Consider the following 14530-nt stretch of genomic DNA (forward strand, 5'->3'; position numbering starts at 1 on the left):
ACCCGTTGGGGGACGAGGAGTAGGTACCAGTGCAACGAGGCAGTAGTACCAGGGTGAGAACAGCGTCGCGGCGCGGCTGGAAGGCCGGCGTCGCGGCGCTGGCGTTGAGTACGGGACTGGGTGCCGGCGGCTTCGTCGCTGTCGCCGACCAGCAGATCCAACACGAGGAAGCCAGTGTTCTCGTCTTCTCGAAGACCGCGGGCTTCCGGCACGACTCGATCCCGGCGGGGATCGAGGCCATCAAGGAACTGGGGGCCGCGCACCACTTCTCCGTGGACGCCACGGAGGACGCCGCGGCGTTCACCGACGACAACCTCGCGAGCTACGACGCCGTCGTGTGGCTGTCCACCACAGGCGACGTCCTGAACTCCGAACAGCAGGCCGCCTTCGAGCGTTACGTGGAGGGCGGCGGGGGCTACGTGGGCGTGCACGCCGCGTCGGACACCGAGTACGACTGGCCGTGGTACGGCGACCTCGTGGGCGCCTGGTTCGACTCCCATCCCCACATCCAGGAAGCGGTCGTCAACGTCGAGGACCGCCAGCATCCGTCCACAGCGGACCTTCCGTACCAGTGGACGCGCACCGACGAGTGGTACAACTACCGCGAGAACCCGAGGCAGGACGTGCACGTGCTGGCCTCGCTCGACGAGAGCAGCTACGACCCGGGTTCGGGCGCGATGGGTGACGACCACCCGATCGCCTGGTGCCACGAGAACAGTGGCGGGCGAGCCTGGTACACCGGCGGCGGCCACACGTCCGAGTCCTTCGACGAACCGGAGTTCCTCTCCCACCTCGCCGGTGGCATCCGGTACGCGGCAGGGCTGGCCGACGCCGACTGCTCCACCTCCGGGGAGGACCCCGGAACGGAACCGCCCGCCGACACCGACTTCGACCAGATCACCCTTGCCAGGGGCGAGGCCGTCACCGGGGAGCCCATCGCGCTGGCGGTGCTGCCGGACCGCCGGGTGCTGCACACCTCGCGCGACGGCCGCGTGTTCCTGACCACGCCCGACGGCGACACCTCCGTGGCCGCGACCCTGGACGTCTACAACCACGACGAGGACGGCCTCCAGGGCATCGCCGTCGACCCGGACTTCGAGACCAACCGCTGGGTCTACCTGTACTACGCGCCGCCGCTTTCCACCCCGGCCGGTGACGCACCGGAGAACGGCACGTCGGAGGACTTCGCGCCGTTCGAGGGACACAACCAACTCTCGCGGTTCAAGCTCACCGACTCCGGCACGCTCGACCTGGAAAGCGAGCAGCAGATCCTTCAGGTGCCCGCCAACCGCGGCATCTGCTGCCACGCCGGTGGTGAGATCGACTTCGACGCCGACGGCAACCTGCTGCTGTCCACGGGTGACGACACGAACCCGTTCGCCTCGGACGGCTACACGCCGATCGACGAACGAGCCGACCGCAACCCCGCGTTCGACGCCCAGCGCACCTCGGGCAACACAAACGATTTGCGCGGCAAGATCCTGCGGATCACGGTGCAGGAGGACGGCAGCTACACGATCCCCGAGGGCAACCTGTTCGAGCCCGGCACGGAGAAGACGCGGCCCGAGATCTACGCGATGGGTTTCCGCAACCCGTTCCGGTTCGCGGTCGACAAGGAGACCGGTTGGCTCTACGTCGGTGACTACGGGCCGGACGCGGGGTCGGCCAACCCCGACCGGGGTCCCGCGGGCACCGTGGAGTTCAACCTCGTGAAGGGGCCGGGTAACTACGGCTGGCCTTACTGCGTGGGCGACAACCAGCCCTACCGCGACTACGACTTCGCGACCGGCACCTCCGGTGAGGCGTTCGACTGCTCCGCACCCGTCAACGACAGCCCGAACAACACGGGGCTCACCGAGCTGCCGCCCGTGCAGCCGGCGTGGATCCCGTACGACGGCGGTTCGGTGCCGGAGTTCGGTACCGGTGGTGAGTCGCCCATGGGTGGCCCGGTGTACCACTTCGACCCCGAGCTGGACTCGAACACGAAGTTCCCCGAGGTCTACGACGGCAGGAACTTCGCCTACGAGTGGGACCGCGGGTGGATCAAGACGATCGAGGTGGGCGCGGACGGTGAGCGCGGCGCCATCGAACCGTTCTTCGAGTCCATGCAGCTCAGAAGACCGATGAACATCGAGTTCGGGCCCGAGGGTTCGCTGTACGTGCTGGACTACGGCAGCGGTTACTTCGGTGGCGCGGCCGACTCGGCCGTGTACCGCATCGACTACACGAAGGGCAACCGCACGCCGCAGGTGTCGCTGTCGGCCGACGTGACGTCGGGACAGGCACCGCTTCAGGTCGCGTTCGACCCGTCGGGGACCGGCGACGAGGACGGCGACGAACTCACCTACGCCTGGGACTTCGACGGCGACGGCGAGACCGACTCGACGGAGGCCGGGCCGGTGACCCACACCTACACCGAGAACGGCCAGTACAGCGCCAGGCTGTCGGTGACCGACTCCACGGGGCTGACCGGGAGTGCGAGCGTGATCGTGACCGTGGGCAACACGGCCCCGACCGTGACGCTCGAAACTCCGGCGAACGGCGGGTTCTTCGGCTTCGGTGACACCGTGCCGTTCCGGGTGAGCGTCACGGACCCGGAGGACGGCGAGATCGACTGTTCGAGGGTCACGGTCGAGTACATCCTCGGCCACGACAACCACGGCCACCCGTTGTCGAGGGCGACCGGTTGCGAGGGCGTCATCGAAACCCCCGCCGACGAGGGACACGGGCTCGACGCGAACATCTTCGGCGTCATCAACGCGAGCTACACGGACACCGGAGCCGGTGACGTGCCCGCGCTGGAGGGTTCGGACGAGATCGTCCTGCAGCCGAAGACCAAGCAGGCCGAGTACTTCTCCGAGTTCCACGGTGTCGAGGTCGTGAACGCCGACGGCGCCAGCGGTGGCAAGCGGGTCGGTTACATCGACGACGGTGACTGGGTCAAGTTGGACCCGGCCGACCTGACCGGTGTCGACGGCATCACGTACCGGGTGTCCTCGGGTGGTGCCGGCGGCACGATCGAGGCCAGGATCGGTGCCGTCGACGGCCCGGTGGTCCACACGGTGGACGTGCCGAACACGGGCGGTTTCGACACCTACACGGAGATCGGCCCTGTCGCTGTCACCGATCCGGGTGAGAAGGGGCCGCTGTACCTGGTGTTCCGAGGCCAGGGCAGCGGAGGATTGTTCGACGTGGACGTCCTCCACGTCGATGGTGGCGGAGTCGCCGAGCCCGGCACCCCGCCCACCGAATGCGAGCCCGCCCAGCCCGAGGAGGGCTACCGGATGCTGTTCGACGGCACCGCGTCCTCCCTGGAGAACTGGAACCAGGCCGGCCCCGGATCGTTCGAGCTGGAGGGCGACTGCACCATCAAGTCGGTCGGCGGTATGGGGCTGCTGTGGTTCGGCGAGGAGTTCGGCGCCTACAGCCTCAAGCTCGACTGGAAGATGGCAGGGGACGACAACTCCGGTGTGTTCGTCGGGTTCCCCGACCCGGGTGACGACCCGTGGGTGGCGGTGAACGAGGGCTACGAGATCCAGATCGACGCCACCGACGCACCCGAGAAGACCACCGGTGCCATCTACGACTTCCAGTCGGCCGATCTGGCGGCGCGGGACGCGGCGCTCAACCCGCCGGGCGAGTGGAACTCGTACGAGATCGTGGTCCGCGACCAGACCATCAAGGTCTACCTCAACGGGGAGCTGGTCAACGACTTCGTCAGCACCGACCCCAACCGCGACCTGACCACGGGCTTCGTGGGGTTGCAGAACCACGGCGACGGTGACGACGTCTGGTTCCGCAACGTGCAGGTCCGCGAGCTCGACACGACGGCCCCGGCCACGGAGGCGTCGTTCACCGAGCCCGGTGCGAACGGATGGCACGCGGGCGAGGTCGGGGTCACGCTGTCGGCCACCGACGCCGACTCCGGTGTCGAGCGCATCGAGTACAGCCTCGACGGCGGGGACTGGACCACGTACACCGAGCCGGTCGTGATCAGTGGCGACGGTGAGCACACGATGCTCTACCGCGCCGTGGACAAGGCGGGCAACACGGAGACCGACAAGGCCGTCACCGTCAAGATCGACGGCACGAACCCGACCGTGTTGGTCGGTGGGGTGGCCGACGGGTTCGTCTACGGTGACGCCGACGACCTCATCATCACGTGGCAGGCGCGTGACGCCACGTCCGGGATCTCCTCCGCCGGGGCCGAACTCGACGGTGAGGCACTGGAGTCGGCCACCACGGTGCCGCTGCACCAGCTGGACCTCGGCGACCACACGCTCACCGTGAAGGCCACCGACAAGGCGGGCAACACGGCCGAGCACACCCTGACCTTCACCTCGACGACCTCGGTGGACGACGTGAAGGCGCTGGTGTACCGGTTCGGCGCCGACCGCAAGCTCGGCTTCGCCGAGAAGGTCCTGCTGCTGGCCGACCTGGCGCGTGCGGAACGGGCCCTCGACCGGGACCAGATGAAGCAGGCCGCGCGCGCCTTGGAGAAGTTCGTGGACCGAGCCGAGCGCGTCTCCGACGAGGGGGCACGCGAGGTGCTGGTGCGAGACGGGCGGGCTCTCATCGGTGACCTCGACGGCAGCGCCCCGCTGCCCGTCGTGTCGTGATCCTCTCCCGGGTGGGCGTCTGCGGCGCGGCAGACGTCCACCCGGGAGTCTCCACGGCGGCCGCGTCGAAGCGACGGGACGTCAGGGAGCGTGAGAGGGCGGACAAGACGCGGCGGCGCGAGCCCCGCCGCGAACGAACACGAGTGAACTGAGGTTGGTGCATCATGGCGCCCACAGGATTGTGGTTGATCGGTGCCCGGGGTTCGGTCGCCACCACGGCGATCACGGGTCTGCTCGCGTTGCGGTCCGGGGTCGTTCCTCCCGTCGGTTGTGTCAGCGCGCGGCAGGAGTTCGCGGACGTCCCGCTGCCGGAGTGGGACGAGATCCACGTCGGCGGGCACGACATCGTCGACACGTGCCTGGAGAAGCGGGCCGAACTGCTCGCCGAAGCCGGTGTGATCCCGCACCGCGTCCTCGAGGCGGTGCGTCCCTCGCTGTCCGAAGTGGAGAGCGAGCTGCGACCCGGGTACCACCCGGCGACGCACGCGGGCACGCAGGCGGAGGCGGCGCGGGCGCTCGCCGCCGACATCACCGAGTTCGCGAGCAGGCACGGGCTGGCCAGGGTCGTGGTGCTCAACGTGTCGTCCACCGAACCCGTGTTCCCCACCCTGCCCGAGCACGACAGCCTCGGTGTGCTGGAGGCGGCCATGGCCGTTCCCGGCCGCACGGTGCTGCCGCCGAGCTCGGTGGCGGCCTACGCGGCGCTGCGGGCCGGTTGCTCGTTCGTCGACTTCACGCCGTCGACGGGAATCCGGCTTCCCGCGTTGGAGACGCTGGCCGAGCAGCAGCGGGTGCCCTACGCCGGGTCGGACGGCAAGACGGGCGAAACCCTGGTGCGCAGCACGCTCGCGCCCATGTTCACCACGCGTGGCTTCATGGTGCGGTCGTGGTCGGGCACCAACCTCCTCGGGGGCGGCGACGGCATGACGCTGGCCGACGCCGAACACGCGGGCAGCAAGCTCGCGTCCAAGGGGCGTGGGTTGGCGACGTTGCTGGGCCGGGAGGTCACCGCGCCCCTGCACATCGACAACGTGCCCGACCTCGGCGAGCAGAAGATCGCCTGGGACCACGTGTCGTTCGAGGGCTTTCTCGGTGCCCGCATGAGCCTGCAGTTCACCTGGACCGGCTACGACTCGTCGCTCGCCGCGCCGCTGGTGCTCGACCTGGCGCGCTTCACGGCGGCGGCCCACGCGGCCGGGCGGACGGGACCGCTCGCGTCCCTGGGATTCTTCTTCAAGGACCCGGTGGGCAGTGAGGAACACCGCCTCTCGCAGCAGTTCTCCGAGCTCGTCGACTGGGCGGGCACCCTGTGAGCGCGTACGCCGAGCTCGTCCGGGCACCGGCGGCGCTGACCGTGGTGGGCGACACCGTGGCCGGTGCCGCCGCCTCGGGAACGCCGCTACGCGGCCGGAGACGGTTGCTGCCCCTGGCGTCGGCGGCGTTCTACTGGGCGGGCATGGCGCTCAACGACTGGGCCGACCGCGACCTCGACGCGGTGGAGCGCCCCGAGCGGCCCATCCCCTCCGGCCGGGTGAGCGCGACCGCGGCGTTGACCACGGGCGCAGGCCTCACCGCCGCGGGACTGGCACTGGCGCGGATCGGTGGTGGGGCCCACGCCTGGCGCACCGCGGTTCCGCTCGCCGCCTGCCTGTGGGCCTACGACACGACGTTGAAGGGCACGGCCCTCGGGCCGGTGGGCATGGCGGCGTGCCGTGCGCTGGACGTGCTCATGGGCGCCTCCGGCCGGGAACGGGCGGCCCTGGCCGCGGCGGGAGCACTGGGCGTGCACACGTTCGGCGTCACCGCGCTGTCGGCGGGGGAGGTGCACGGCACCGAAGCCCGCACGGCAGGTGGTGCCCTCGCGGCGACCGTGACGTCCGCGGCCTCCGCCGCGTTGGCGGGGAGGCGACGTCCCGCCGGGTCCGGTGGCGGGCGGTTGCGGAGGGCGGCCACGGCGGTGTTCGCGGGCACGTACGCGTCGTCCGTGGGCAGCGCCCAGTACGCGGCCCTGCGGGAGCCCTCGGCGCAGCGCGTGCGTGAGGCCACCAAAGCCGGCATCCACGGCATGGTCCCGCTCCAGGCCACCATCGCGGCGAGGCACGGCGCCGTGCGCGCCGCGACGTTGCTGGTGACCGTTCTGCCGCTGGCGCGGCGACTCGCGAGAAGGGTGAGCCCGACGTGAGCACACTGAGATTCGGATACGGCACCAACGGTTTCGCCAACCACCGGCTCGACGACGCCCTGGCGATCATCGCCGACCTCGGCTACTCGGGTGTGGCGCTGACGCTGGACCACGCGCACCTCGATCCGTTCGCCGACGACGTGGCCGCGCAGACGGCGCGCGTCGCGAGGCGGCTCTCGGAGCTGGGGCTCGGCGTGGTGGTCGAGACCGGTGCGCGGTTCCTGCTCGATCCGTGGCGCAAGCACCGGCCGACCCTGCTCTCCGACGACCCCGGGCCTCGGCTGGACTTCCTGCGCAGGGCGGCCGACATCGCCGTCGACCTCGGCGCGGAGTGCGTCTCGTTCTGGTCCGGTGTCGCCGACTCCACCGTGGACGAGGACACGGCCTGGCAGCGTCTGCTGTCCGGAGTGGCGGCCGTGCTGGACGGCACGCAGGCGCGGTTCGCACTGGAACCCGAACCCGGCCACTACGTGCAGCACCTCGACCAGGCACTGAGGCTGCGTCGGGAACTGGGTGACCCCGAGCGCCTCGGCATCACGCTCGACGTGGGGCACTGCGTCGCGGTGGAGCCCGTCAGCGCGGCGGAGTGCGTGCGGAAGGCCGGGGGCCTGCTGTTCAACGTGCAACTGGACGACATGCTCCCCGGCGTGCACGAGCACCTGGAGTTCGGTGAGGGGCAGCTCGACCTCGCCGAGACGCTCGGCGCGCTGGCCGACGTCGGCTACGAGGGGCTGGCGGCCGTGGAGCTGCCCCGGCACAGTCACGCCGCCCCGGACGTCGCCCGCCGCGCGAAGGCGGCGCTGACGGAGGCCGACCGGGTGGTCGACTGGGTGGCAGGCGCGGAGTCGGCGATCCGCGCCGACCCCACCCGTATCCGCACGCTGTTCCCGGCGGTGGGCCGGAAGGTGGGGCGCACCGCCGTCCGGCCGGACACCGACCCGGAAGGGCTCGTGCACGGCACCGTCGACGACCGCGCGCGTGGCCGGCTGCTGGCGGCACTGGGCTCGGAACTGGACACCGACGCGCTGGTGAAGGAGGTGGAGGAGCTGTACCGGTACGGCGACGGCGCCGAGCGCCGAGGCGTACTGCGCAACCTCCACGTCCTGCCCACCGACGACCCCCACGTGGTCGAGGCCGGGGTGCGGTTGGTGTCCGACGCGCTGCGGGCCAACGACACCGGACTGGTGGCCGCCGCGCTCGGGCGGTTCGCCGCCGAGTTCCTCGACGACCACGGCTGGCGCCACGGGGTACTGAAATGCCTGTTCACCGGTGTTCCCACGGCCGCTGTCGCCGGGTTGTCCCGGCGCTGTGACGCCGAGCTGCTCCGCATGGTCTCCGACTACGTGGCCGAGAGGAAGGCCGCAGGCCGCGCCGTGCCCGCCGACGCCGAGGCGATCCTGGCCCTCGGTGCCACCCGTGACGAGGAGGTCGCCCGATGAAGATCTTCGACCCGCACATCCACATGACGTCGCGCACCACCGACGACTACGAGAACATGTACGCCGCCGGTGTGCGTGCCCTCGTCGAACCCGCGTTCTGGCTCGGGCAGCCGCGCACGAACGTCGGGGCGTTCACCGACTACTTCGACGGGCTGATCGGGTGGGAGCGGTTCCGGGCCTCGCAGTTCGGCATCAGGCACCACTGCACGATCGCGCTGAACCCCAAGGAAGCCAACGATCCGCGGTGTGTCGACGTGCTCGACGTGCTGCCGCGCTACCTCGCCAAGGACGGTGTGGTGGCCGTCGGCGAGGTCGGCTACGACTCGATGACCGACGCCGAGGAGAAGGCGTTCACCCGCCAGCTCGGACTCGCGATCGAGCACGACCTGCCCGTGCTCGTCCACACCCCGCACCGCGACAAGCTCGCGGGCACGAGACGCACGCTCGACGTCGTCCGGGAGTCGGGCATCGACCCGGCTCGCGTGGTGGTGGACCACCTCAACGAGGTCACCGTCGGACTCGTGGCCGAGTCCGGGTGCTGGATGGGTTTTTCCATCTACCCCGACACGAAGATGGACGAACACCGCATGGTGGCCATTCTCAAGGAGTACGGCACCGAGCGGATGCTGGTGAACTCGGCGGCCGACTGGGGACGTTCCGACCCGCTCAAGACCTACCGCACCGGCAAGGCGATGCTCGAAGCCGGATACTCCGAGTCCGAAGTAGACAAGGTGTTGTGGGACAACCCCGTCGCGTTCTACGGCCAGAGCGGCAAGCTGATGCTCGGTCCGTTGCCCGAGTCCGCGCCGACGGCCGAGACGTTCGAAGGAAACTCCGTCCTGCGCGGCGCGAGGAAGTGAGCCGTGCTCTCCTACTGCACCAACGTACATCCCGCCGAGGACCTCGACGGCATCGTCGCCCAACTCGACACCTACGCCGTTCCGGTGCGGGAGCGACTCGGGGTCGACCTTCTCGGCGTGGGGCTGTGGCTCGCAGCCGAGGTGGCCTCCGCGCTGGCCGACGATCCCGGTGCCAGGGCCCGGTTCGCCGGGGAGCTGAAGGCCAGGGGACTGGGTGTGCAGACACTCAACGCCTTCCCGTACGGCGGTTTCCACGACACCGTCGTGAAACACGCGGTGTATGTTCCGGAGTGGACGGACCCGCGCAGGCTGCGTTACACGCGTGACTGCCTGACGGTGCTGGCCGACCTGCTGCACGAGGACGCGAGCTACGGCAGCATCTCGACGCTGCCGCTCGCCTGGCGCGACCCGTGGGGCCCGGGCGACGACGAGCGCGCCGTGGCGGCCCTCGACGAGGTCACGGCCCACGCGCGGGCGCTGTCCGACCGCGTCGGCAGGCCGTTGCGGCTGGCCGTGGAACCCGAACCGGGGTGTGTACTCGACACGGTGGCCGATGCGGTGTCGTGGCTGTCCGGTCGTGTCGACCCCGCCTACGTGGGGCTGTGCCTGGACACCTGCCATCTGGCCGTGTCGTTCGCCGACCCCGCGAGCACGGTACGGCGCGTCCACGACGCCGGACTCGACGTGGTGAAGGTGCAGGCGTCGGCCGCGCTGCACGTCGAGAACCCGGCCGATCCGCAGGCCCGCGCGGCGCTCGCCGAGTTCTGCGAACCGCGCTACCTGCACCAGGTACGGGAGTTGTCGGCGACGGGCGAGGTGCTCGCCGCCGACGACCTCGACGCCGCGCTGACGGACCTGCCGGGAACCGGGCCGTGGCGCGTGCACTTCCACGTCCCGCTGCACACCCGGCCGAGGTCACCGCTCGCGTCCACCACGGACGTGCTGACCGACGCGGTGGCCGCCCTCGCCGGGAGCGGGCGAGCACTCCCACACGTCGAGGTCGAGACCTACACGTGGACGGTACTGCCCGAGGCCGACCGGACCGATCTCGCCGCCGGGATCGCCGACGAACTGAGCTGGGCCAGGACGGAGGTAGCCGTATGAGGAAACTGCTGATGCTCGACGTGGTGGGCATGACGCCCGCCCTGTTACGGCACATGCCGCACCTGTCGGAGGTGGCCGACAAGGGCTGGCGCGCCGAGTTGGGCACCGTGCTGCCCGCCGTCACGTGCAGCGTGCAGTCGACGCTGCTCACCGGTGCGATGCCTGCCGAACACGGGATCGTGGGCAACGGCTGGTACTTCCGCGACCTCGGCGAGATCCACCTGTGGCGGCAACACAACAAGCTCGTGCAGCGGCCCAAGGTGTGGGAGACCGCGAGGGCGGAGCATCCCGACTACACCGCCGCCAACGTGTGCTGGTGGTACGCGATGGGCATGACCACCGACATCACGGTCACCCCGAGGCCCATCTACCACGCCGACGGCCGCAAGTCACCCGACTGCTACGTGCGCCCACCGCACCTGCACGACGCGCTGACGGCCGAACTCGGTGCGTTCCCGCTGTTCCAGTACTGGGGGCCCACGGCGTCGATCACCTCGTCGAAGTGGATCGTGGAGGCCACACGGCGCATCCTACGCACCGACAACCCCGACCTGACGATGGCGTACGTGCCGCACCTCGACTACGACCTCCAGCGGTACGGCCCCGACTCGCCGCAGGCGGCCAAGGCCGCGCGCGACGTCGACGCCGTGCTGGCGCCGCTGCTCGCCGACGCCGAACGGGCTGGAACCACCGTGGTGGCACTGTCCGAGTACGGCATCACGTCCGTGGACACGCCGGTGGACATCAACCGGGCACTGCGGCGGGAAGGGCTGTTGGAGGTCTACACCCAGGACGGCATGGAGTACCTGGACCCGTGGACGTCCCGGGCGTTCGCCGTGGCCGACCACCAGGTCGCCCACGTCTACGTGGCCGACGACGCCGACCTGCCCAGGGTTCGCAAGATCGTCGAGGACCTCACCGGTGTGGACGAGGTACTGGATCGCGAGGCGCAGGCCCGGTACGGGCTCGACCACGAGCGCGCGGGGGAATTCGTCGCGGTGGCCGAGCCGCGCGCGTGGTTCACCTACTACTACTGGCTCGACGACGACCTCGCACCCGACTTCGCGCGGGGGGTGGAGATCCACCGCAAGCCCGGTTACGATCCCGCCGAGTTGTTCTTCGACCCGACCGACCGGTTCGCCAAGGCCAGGGCGGGGCTCAACCTGGTGCGCAAGAAGGCCGGGTTGCGCTACGCCATGAACGTGGTGCCCACCGACCCGAGGTGGGTGCGGGGCTCGCACGGCCGGCTACCGGACTCGGCCGAGCACGGTCCGGTGCTGCTCTGCTCCGATCCGGAGGTGCCCTCCGCCGTGGAGTCCTCCGGCCGCCTGTCCGCCACCGACGTACGTCAACTCCTGCTGCAACTGCAAGGAATCCGAGAGGGAACTCAACGATGAGCCGACCGGTAACACTGTTCACGGGCCAGTGGGCCGACCTGCCGTTCGAAGAGGTCTGTCGACTGGCCTCGGAATGGGGCTACGACGGGCTGGAGATCGCGTGCTCGGGCGACCACTTCGAGGTCGACCGTGCGCTGTCCGAAGAGGACTACGTCGCGAACCGGCTGAAGCTGCTCGACTCCTACGGGCTCAAGGTCTGGGCCATCTCCAACCACCTCGTCGGTCAGGCGGTGTGCGACGACCCGATCGACGAGCGGCACCGCAACATCCTGCCCTCCCGTATCTGGGGTGACGGCGAACCCGAGGGTGTGCGCCAGCGGGCGGCCGCCGAAATGGCCGACACGGCCAGGGCCGCCGCGAAACTCGGCGTGGACACCGTCATCGGCTTCACCGGGTCGAAGATCTGGAAGTACGTGGCGATGTTCCCACCGGTGCCCGCGGAGATGATCGAGGACGGTTACGCCGACTTCGCGCGGCGGTGGAACCCGATCCTCGACGTCTTCGACGAGGTGGGGGTGCGGTTCGCCCACGAGGTGCACCCGAGCGAGATCGCCTACGACTACTGGACCACCAAGCGGGCGCTGCAGGCCGTCGACAACCGTCCCGCCTTCGGTCTGAACTGGGACCCGTCGCACTTCGTGTGGCAGGACCTCGACCCGGTGGGTTTCATTCTCGACTTCGCCGACCGCATCTACCACGTGGACTGCAAGGACACGAAGAAGCGGTTCGACGGCCGCAACGGCAGGCTCGGCTCGCACCTGCCGTGGGCCGACCCGCGTCGCGGCTGGGACTTCGTGTCCACCGGGCACGGCGACGTGGACTGGGAGAGCGCGTTCCGGGCGCTGAACGCCATCGGCTACACCGGGCCGATCTCGGTCGAGTGGGAGGACGCGGGCATGGACCGGTTGCGGGGTGCCGCCGAGGCCGTGACCTACATCCGCAGCCAGCTGTTCGACAAGCCGGAGGCGGCCTTCGACGCCGCGTTCAGCACGGAGAGGAACTGACGTCATGAGCGACAAGAAACTGTCCCGCAGAGCGATGTTCCGCACCGCGGCGGGTGCCGCGGCCGCCGTGGGTCTTGCCGGAGCGATGAGCGGCACGGCTCACGCCGACTGGGGCTGGCGCGGCAGGCGCATTCCCAGGCAGATGCTCAGCATCCAGCTCTACACCCTCCGGAACCTGTTCGAGGCCGACCTGGAGGGCACGCTGGAGGCACTGGCCGACATCGGCTACCGCACCGTGGAGCTCGCGGGCACCTACGGCCGCTCCGCCGCCGAGTTCCGGCGGTTGCTCGACCGCTACCACCTGAAGGCCACCTCCGCCCACGTCTCGTTCGACGGCGCCGACGTCGACCAGCTGATCGAGGACGCGAAGACGCTCGGCTACCGCAAGGCGGCCTGCGCCTACGCCAACTACTCGACGCTGGAGGAGTGGAGGGCGTTCGCGGGCCGGCTCGACAAGGCCGCCGCGGCTTTCCGCAGGGCGGGGATCTCGTACGGCTACCACAACCACGCCCACGAGTACCAGGCCATCGACGGTGTCCGGCCGATCGACGTCATCGCCGAGAACACCAGCCCGCGCAACGTACACCTGGAGTACGACCTGTACTGGGTGGTGGACGGCGGGGCCGACCCGGTCGAGGAGTACTTCCGCCGGTTCGGCCGGGTCCTGCAGTTCCACGTCAAGGACCGCGCGGAGGGCGGCGGCTGGGCCGACGTCGGCACGGGCACCATCGACTGGGCGAGTCTGTTCCGCCGGACGTGGACCGGACCGATGAAGCAGTACATCGTCGAGCACGACAACCCGGCCGACCCGCTGAACACGGCCAAGGTCGGTTTCGAGTACCTGGCGAACCTGCGCTTCTAGTCCCTCCGGCCGTGGGTGGCGTGCCCGCCACCCACGGCCGGGACTCGTACAGCACCACTGCGTGCCACACACGCTCGTGGGCAGGTGGGTGCCGACGATCTCGCCGCCGCGTTCCCGTCGCGCGCCGGGTCAGCCGCTGTGGGCGGTCAAGGTTCGCAATGCGTTCACCGTCGTGTAGCCGCGCCACTCCAGCGCGGCGGCGGGGGAGTAGCTGACGAAGTCGACCGTCCACCCACCGTCGTCCGCCTGCCCCGACCTCAGTCGCTGGAGATCGGCCTCGACGGCCTCCGGCGACAGCAACGCCCGGGCCGGGCCGGGAAGCGGTGCGAAGTCCAGAGGCCGCATGTGTTCATCGGCTGCGCCACCCTGCACGTGGACGGTGCCGTCGGCGGGCACGAACGCCCCCAGGACGTCGAGGAGTTCGCGGGCCGTCTCGGGGTGTCGCACGCTCAGCACGTCGGCGAAGCGCACGGCGAAGGCGAGTTCGATGGCGTGGGGCGTACGGCGTTCCTCGCGGAGCCGGTGGATGGCCGACACGCAGAACTCAGTGGCGCGCGACAACCACGGGTGAGCGGCCACGGCGCGGTCGTGGACGGCGACACGGTGGGCGTGCAGGGCCACGACGGCGGTGATCTGGAGTGACGACGTCGCCGGGTCGGCCTGGACCCAGAACGGCGCGCAACTCTCGGGATGGGTGACCGGCAGCGCGAACGGCAGCCCGCCGTCGGGCAGTGTGACCGTCAGCAGCCAGTCGCAGAGCTGCTCGGCCTGGGCGGTCGTGACCGGGGCGAGTTCCGCCAGTACCTCGAAGGCGTGCAGTGCGGCGGACGGCTGGCTCTCGGGCGAGCGCAGGTCGGGTTCGAGGCCGTGGCCGTAACCGCCGTCGGCGTTGCGGTAGCCGGCGAGCGCGGACAGCGTCGCCTGCGGATCTCCCGCCTCCACGAGCAGTCGGAACCTGTGCCGGTCGAGCAGGCGCGCGTTCGCCGTCAGGAACGTCGATGCCGCCGCGACAACTGTGTCGTCGATCATGCCGAGACGATACCAGCGAATCGAACATAGGTTC

Annotated in this window: 10 protein-coding genes; 9 read left to right on the forward strand and 1 reads right to left on the reverse strand. The window is 70.1% G+C overall.

Annotation, left to right across the window (positions count from 1 at the left end; genetic code table 11):
• Positions 1 to 29: 29 nt before the first annotated feature.
• The 9 genes from SACCYDRAFT_RS06400 to SACCYDRAFT_RS06440 all read left to right on the forward strand — a co-directional run bounded on the left by SACCYDRAFT_RS06400 (position 30) and on the right by SACCYDRAFT_RS06440 (position 13467).
• On the forward strand, positions 30 to 4619 hold the full coding sequence (locus SACCYDRAFT_RS06400; protein WP_005454638.1) for a ThuA domain-containing protein: 4590 nt from the start codon (positions 30 to 32) through the stop codon (positions 4617 to 4619).
• Positions 4620 to 4783: 164 nt separating this feature from the next.
• Positions 4784 to 5932 (forward strand): inositol-3-phosphate synthase, encoded by a 1149-nt coding sequence (locus tag SACCYDRAFT_RS06405; RefSeq protein WP_005454640.1) that lies wholly within the window; start codon positions 4784 to 4786, stop codon positions 5930 to 5932.
• Positions 5929 to 6801: an SCO3242 family prenyltransferase gene (locus tag SACCYDRAFT_RS06410; protein ID WP_005454642.1), complete on the forward strand. Its 873-nt coding sequence runs from the start codon at positions 5929 to 5931 to the stop codon at positions 6799 to 6801. The genes SACCYDRAFT_RS06405 and SACCYDRAFT_RS06410 overlap by 4 nt, the downstream gene beginning before the upstream one ends.
• A complete protein-coding gene (locus SACCYDRAFT_RS06415) occupies positions 6798 to 8240 on the forward strand; it encodes an EboA domain-containing protein (RefSeq protein WP_005454644.1) in 1443 nt (480 codons plus the stop codon). Before SACCYDRAFT_RS06410 ends, SACCYDRAFT_RS06415 begins: the two co-directional genes overlap by 4 nt.
• On the forward strand, positions 8237 to 9100 hold the full coding sequence (locus SACCYDRAFT_RS06420) for a TatD family hydrolase (RefSeq protein WP_005454646.1): 864 nt from the start codon (positions 8237 to 8239) through the stop codon (positions 9098 to 9100). The genes SACCYDRAFT_RS06415 and SACCYDRAFT_RS06420 overlap by 4 nt, the downstream gene beginning before the upstream one ends.
• A gap of 3 nt (positions 9101 to 9103) precedes the next feature.
• Positions 9104 to 10204, forward strand: coding sequence for a metabolite traffic protein EboE (eboE, locus tag SACCYDRAFT_RS06425; RefSeq protein ID WP_005454647.1), 1101 nt, complete (start codon positions 9104 to 9106; stop codon positions 10202 to 10204).
• Positions 10201 to 11601, forward strand: coding sequence for an alkaline phosphatase family protein (locus SACCYDRAFT_RS06430; RefSeq protein ID WP_005454660.1), 1401 nt, complete (start codon positions 10201 to 10203; stop codon positions 11599 to 11601). The genes eboE and SACCYDRAFT_RS06430 overlap by 4 nt, the downstream gene beginning before the upstream one ends.
• Complete coding sequence (locus tag SACCYDRAFT_RS06435; protein ID WP_005454662.1) at positions 11598 to 12605, forward strand: sugar phosphate isomerase/epimerase family protein; 1008 nt, start codon at positions 11598 to 11600, stop codon at positions 12603 to 12605. Before SACCYDRAFT_RS06430 ends, SACCYDRAFT_RS06435 begins: the two co-directional genes overlap by 4 nt.
• A 4-nt stretch (positions 12606 to 12609) precedes the next feature.
• Positions 12610 to 13467, forward strand: coding sequence for a sugar phosphate isomerase/epimerase family protein (locus SACCYDRAFT_RS06440; RefSeq protein ID WP_005454664.1), 858 nt, complete (start codon positions 12610 to 12612; stop codon positions 13465 to 13467).
• Positions 13468 to 13596: 129 nt separating this feature from the next.
• Here SACCYDRAFT_RS06440 and SACCYDRAFT_RS06445 read toward each other — a convergent pair whose 3' ends face one another.
• A complete protein-coding gene (locus tag SACCYDRAFT_RS06445; RefSeq protein ID WP_005454672.1) occupies positions 13597 to 14496 on the reverse strand; it encodes a hypothetical protein in 900 nt (299 codons plus the stop codon).
• Positions 14497 to 14530 lie beyond the last annotated feature (34 nt).

Source organism: Saccharomonospora cyanea NA-134 (assembly GCF_000244975.1).
Taxonomy (GTDB): Bacteria; Actinomycetota; Actinomycetes; order Mycobacteriales; family Pseudonocardiaceae; genus Saccharomonospora; species Saccharomonospora cyanea.

Bases quoted from the DNA above. Each gene is read 5' to 3' on its own strand.
- SACCYDRAFT_RS06405 (WP_005454640.1), top strand. From the start codon at position 4,784: ATGGCGCCCACAGGATTGTGGTTGATCGGTGCCCGGGGTTCGGTCGCC.
- SACCYDRAFT_RS06420 (WP_005454646.1), top strand. From the start codon at position 8,237: ATGAAGATCTTCGACCCGCACATCCACATGACGTCGCGCACCACCGAC.
- SACCYDRAFT_RS06430 (WP_005454660.1), top strand. From the start codon at position 10,201: ATGAGGAAACTGCTGATGCTCGACGTGGTGGGCATGACGCCCGCCCTG.
- SACCYDRAFT_RS06435 (WP_005454662.1), top strand. From the start codon at position 11,598: ATGAGCCGACCGGTAACACTGTTCACGGGCCAGTGGGCCGACCTGCCG.
- SACCYDRAFT_RS06440 (WP_005454664.1), top strand. From the start codon at position 12,610: ATGAGCGACAAGAAACTGTCCCGCAGAGCGATGTTCCGCACCGCGGCG.
- SACCYDRAFT_RS06445 (WP_005454672.1), bottom strand. From the start codon at position 14,496: ATGATCGACGACACAGTTGTCGCGGCGGCATCGACGTTCCTGACGGCG.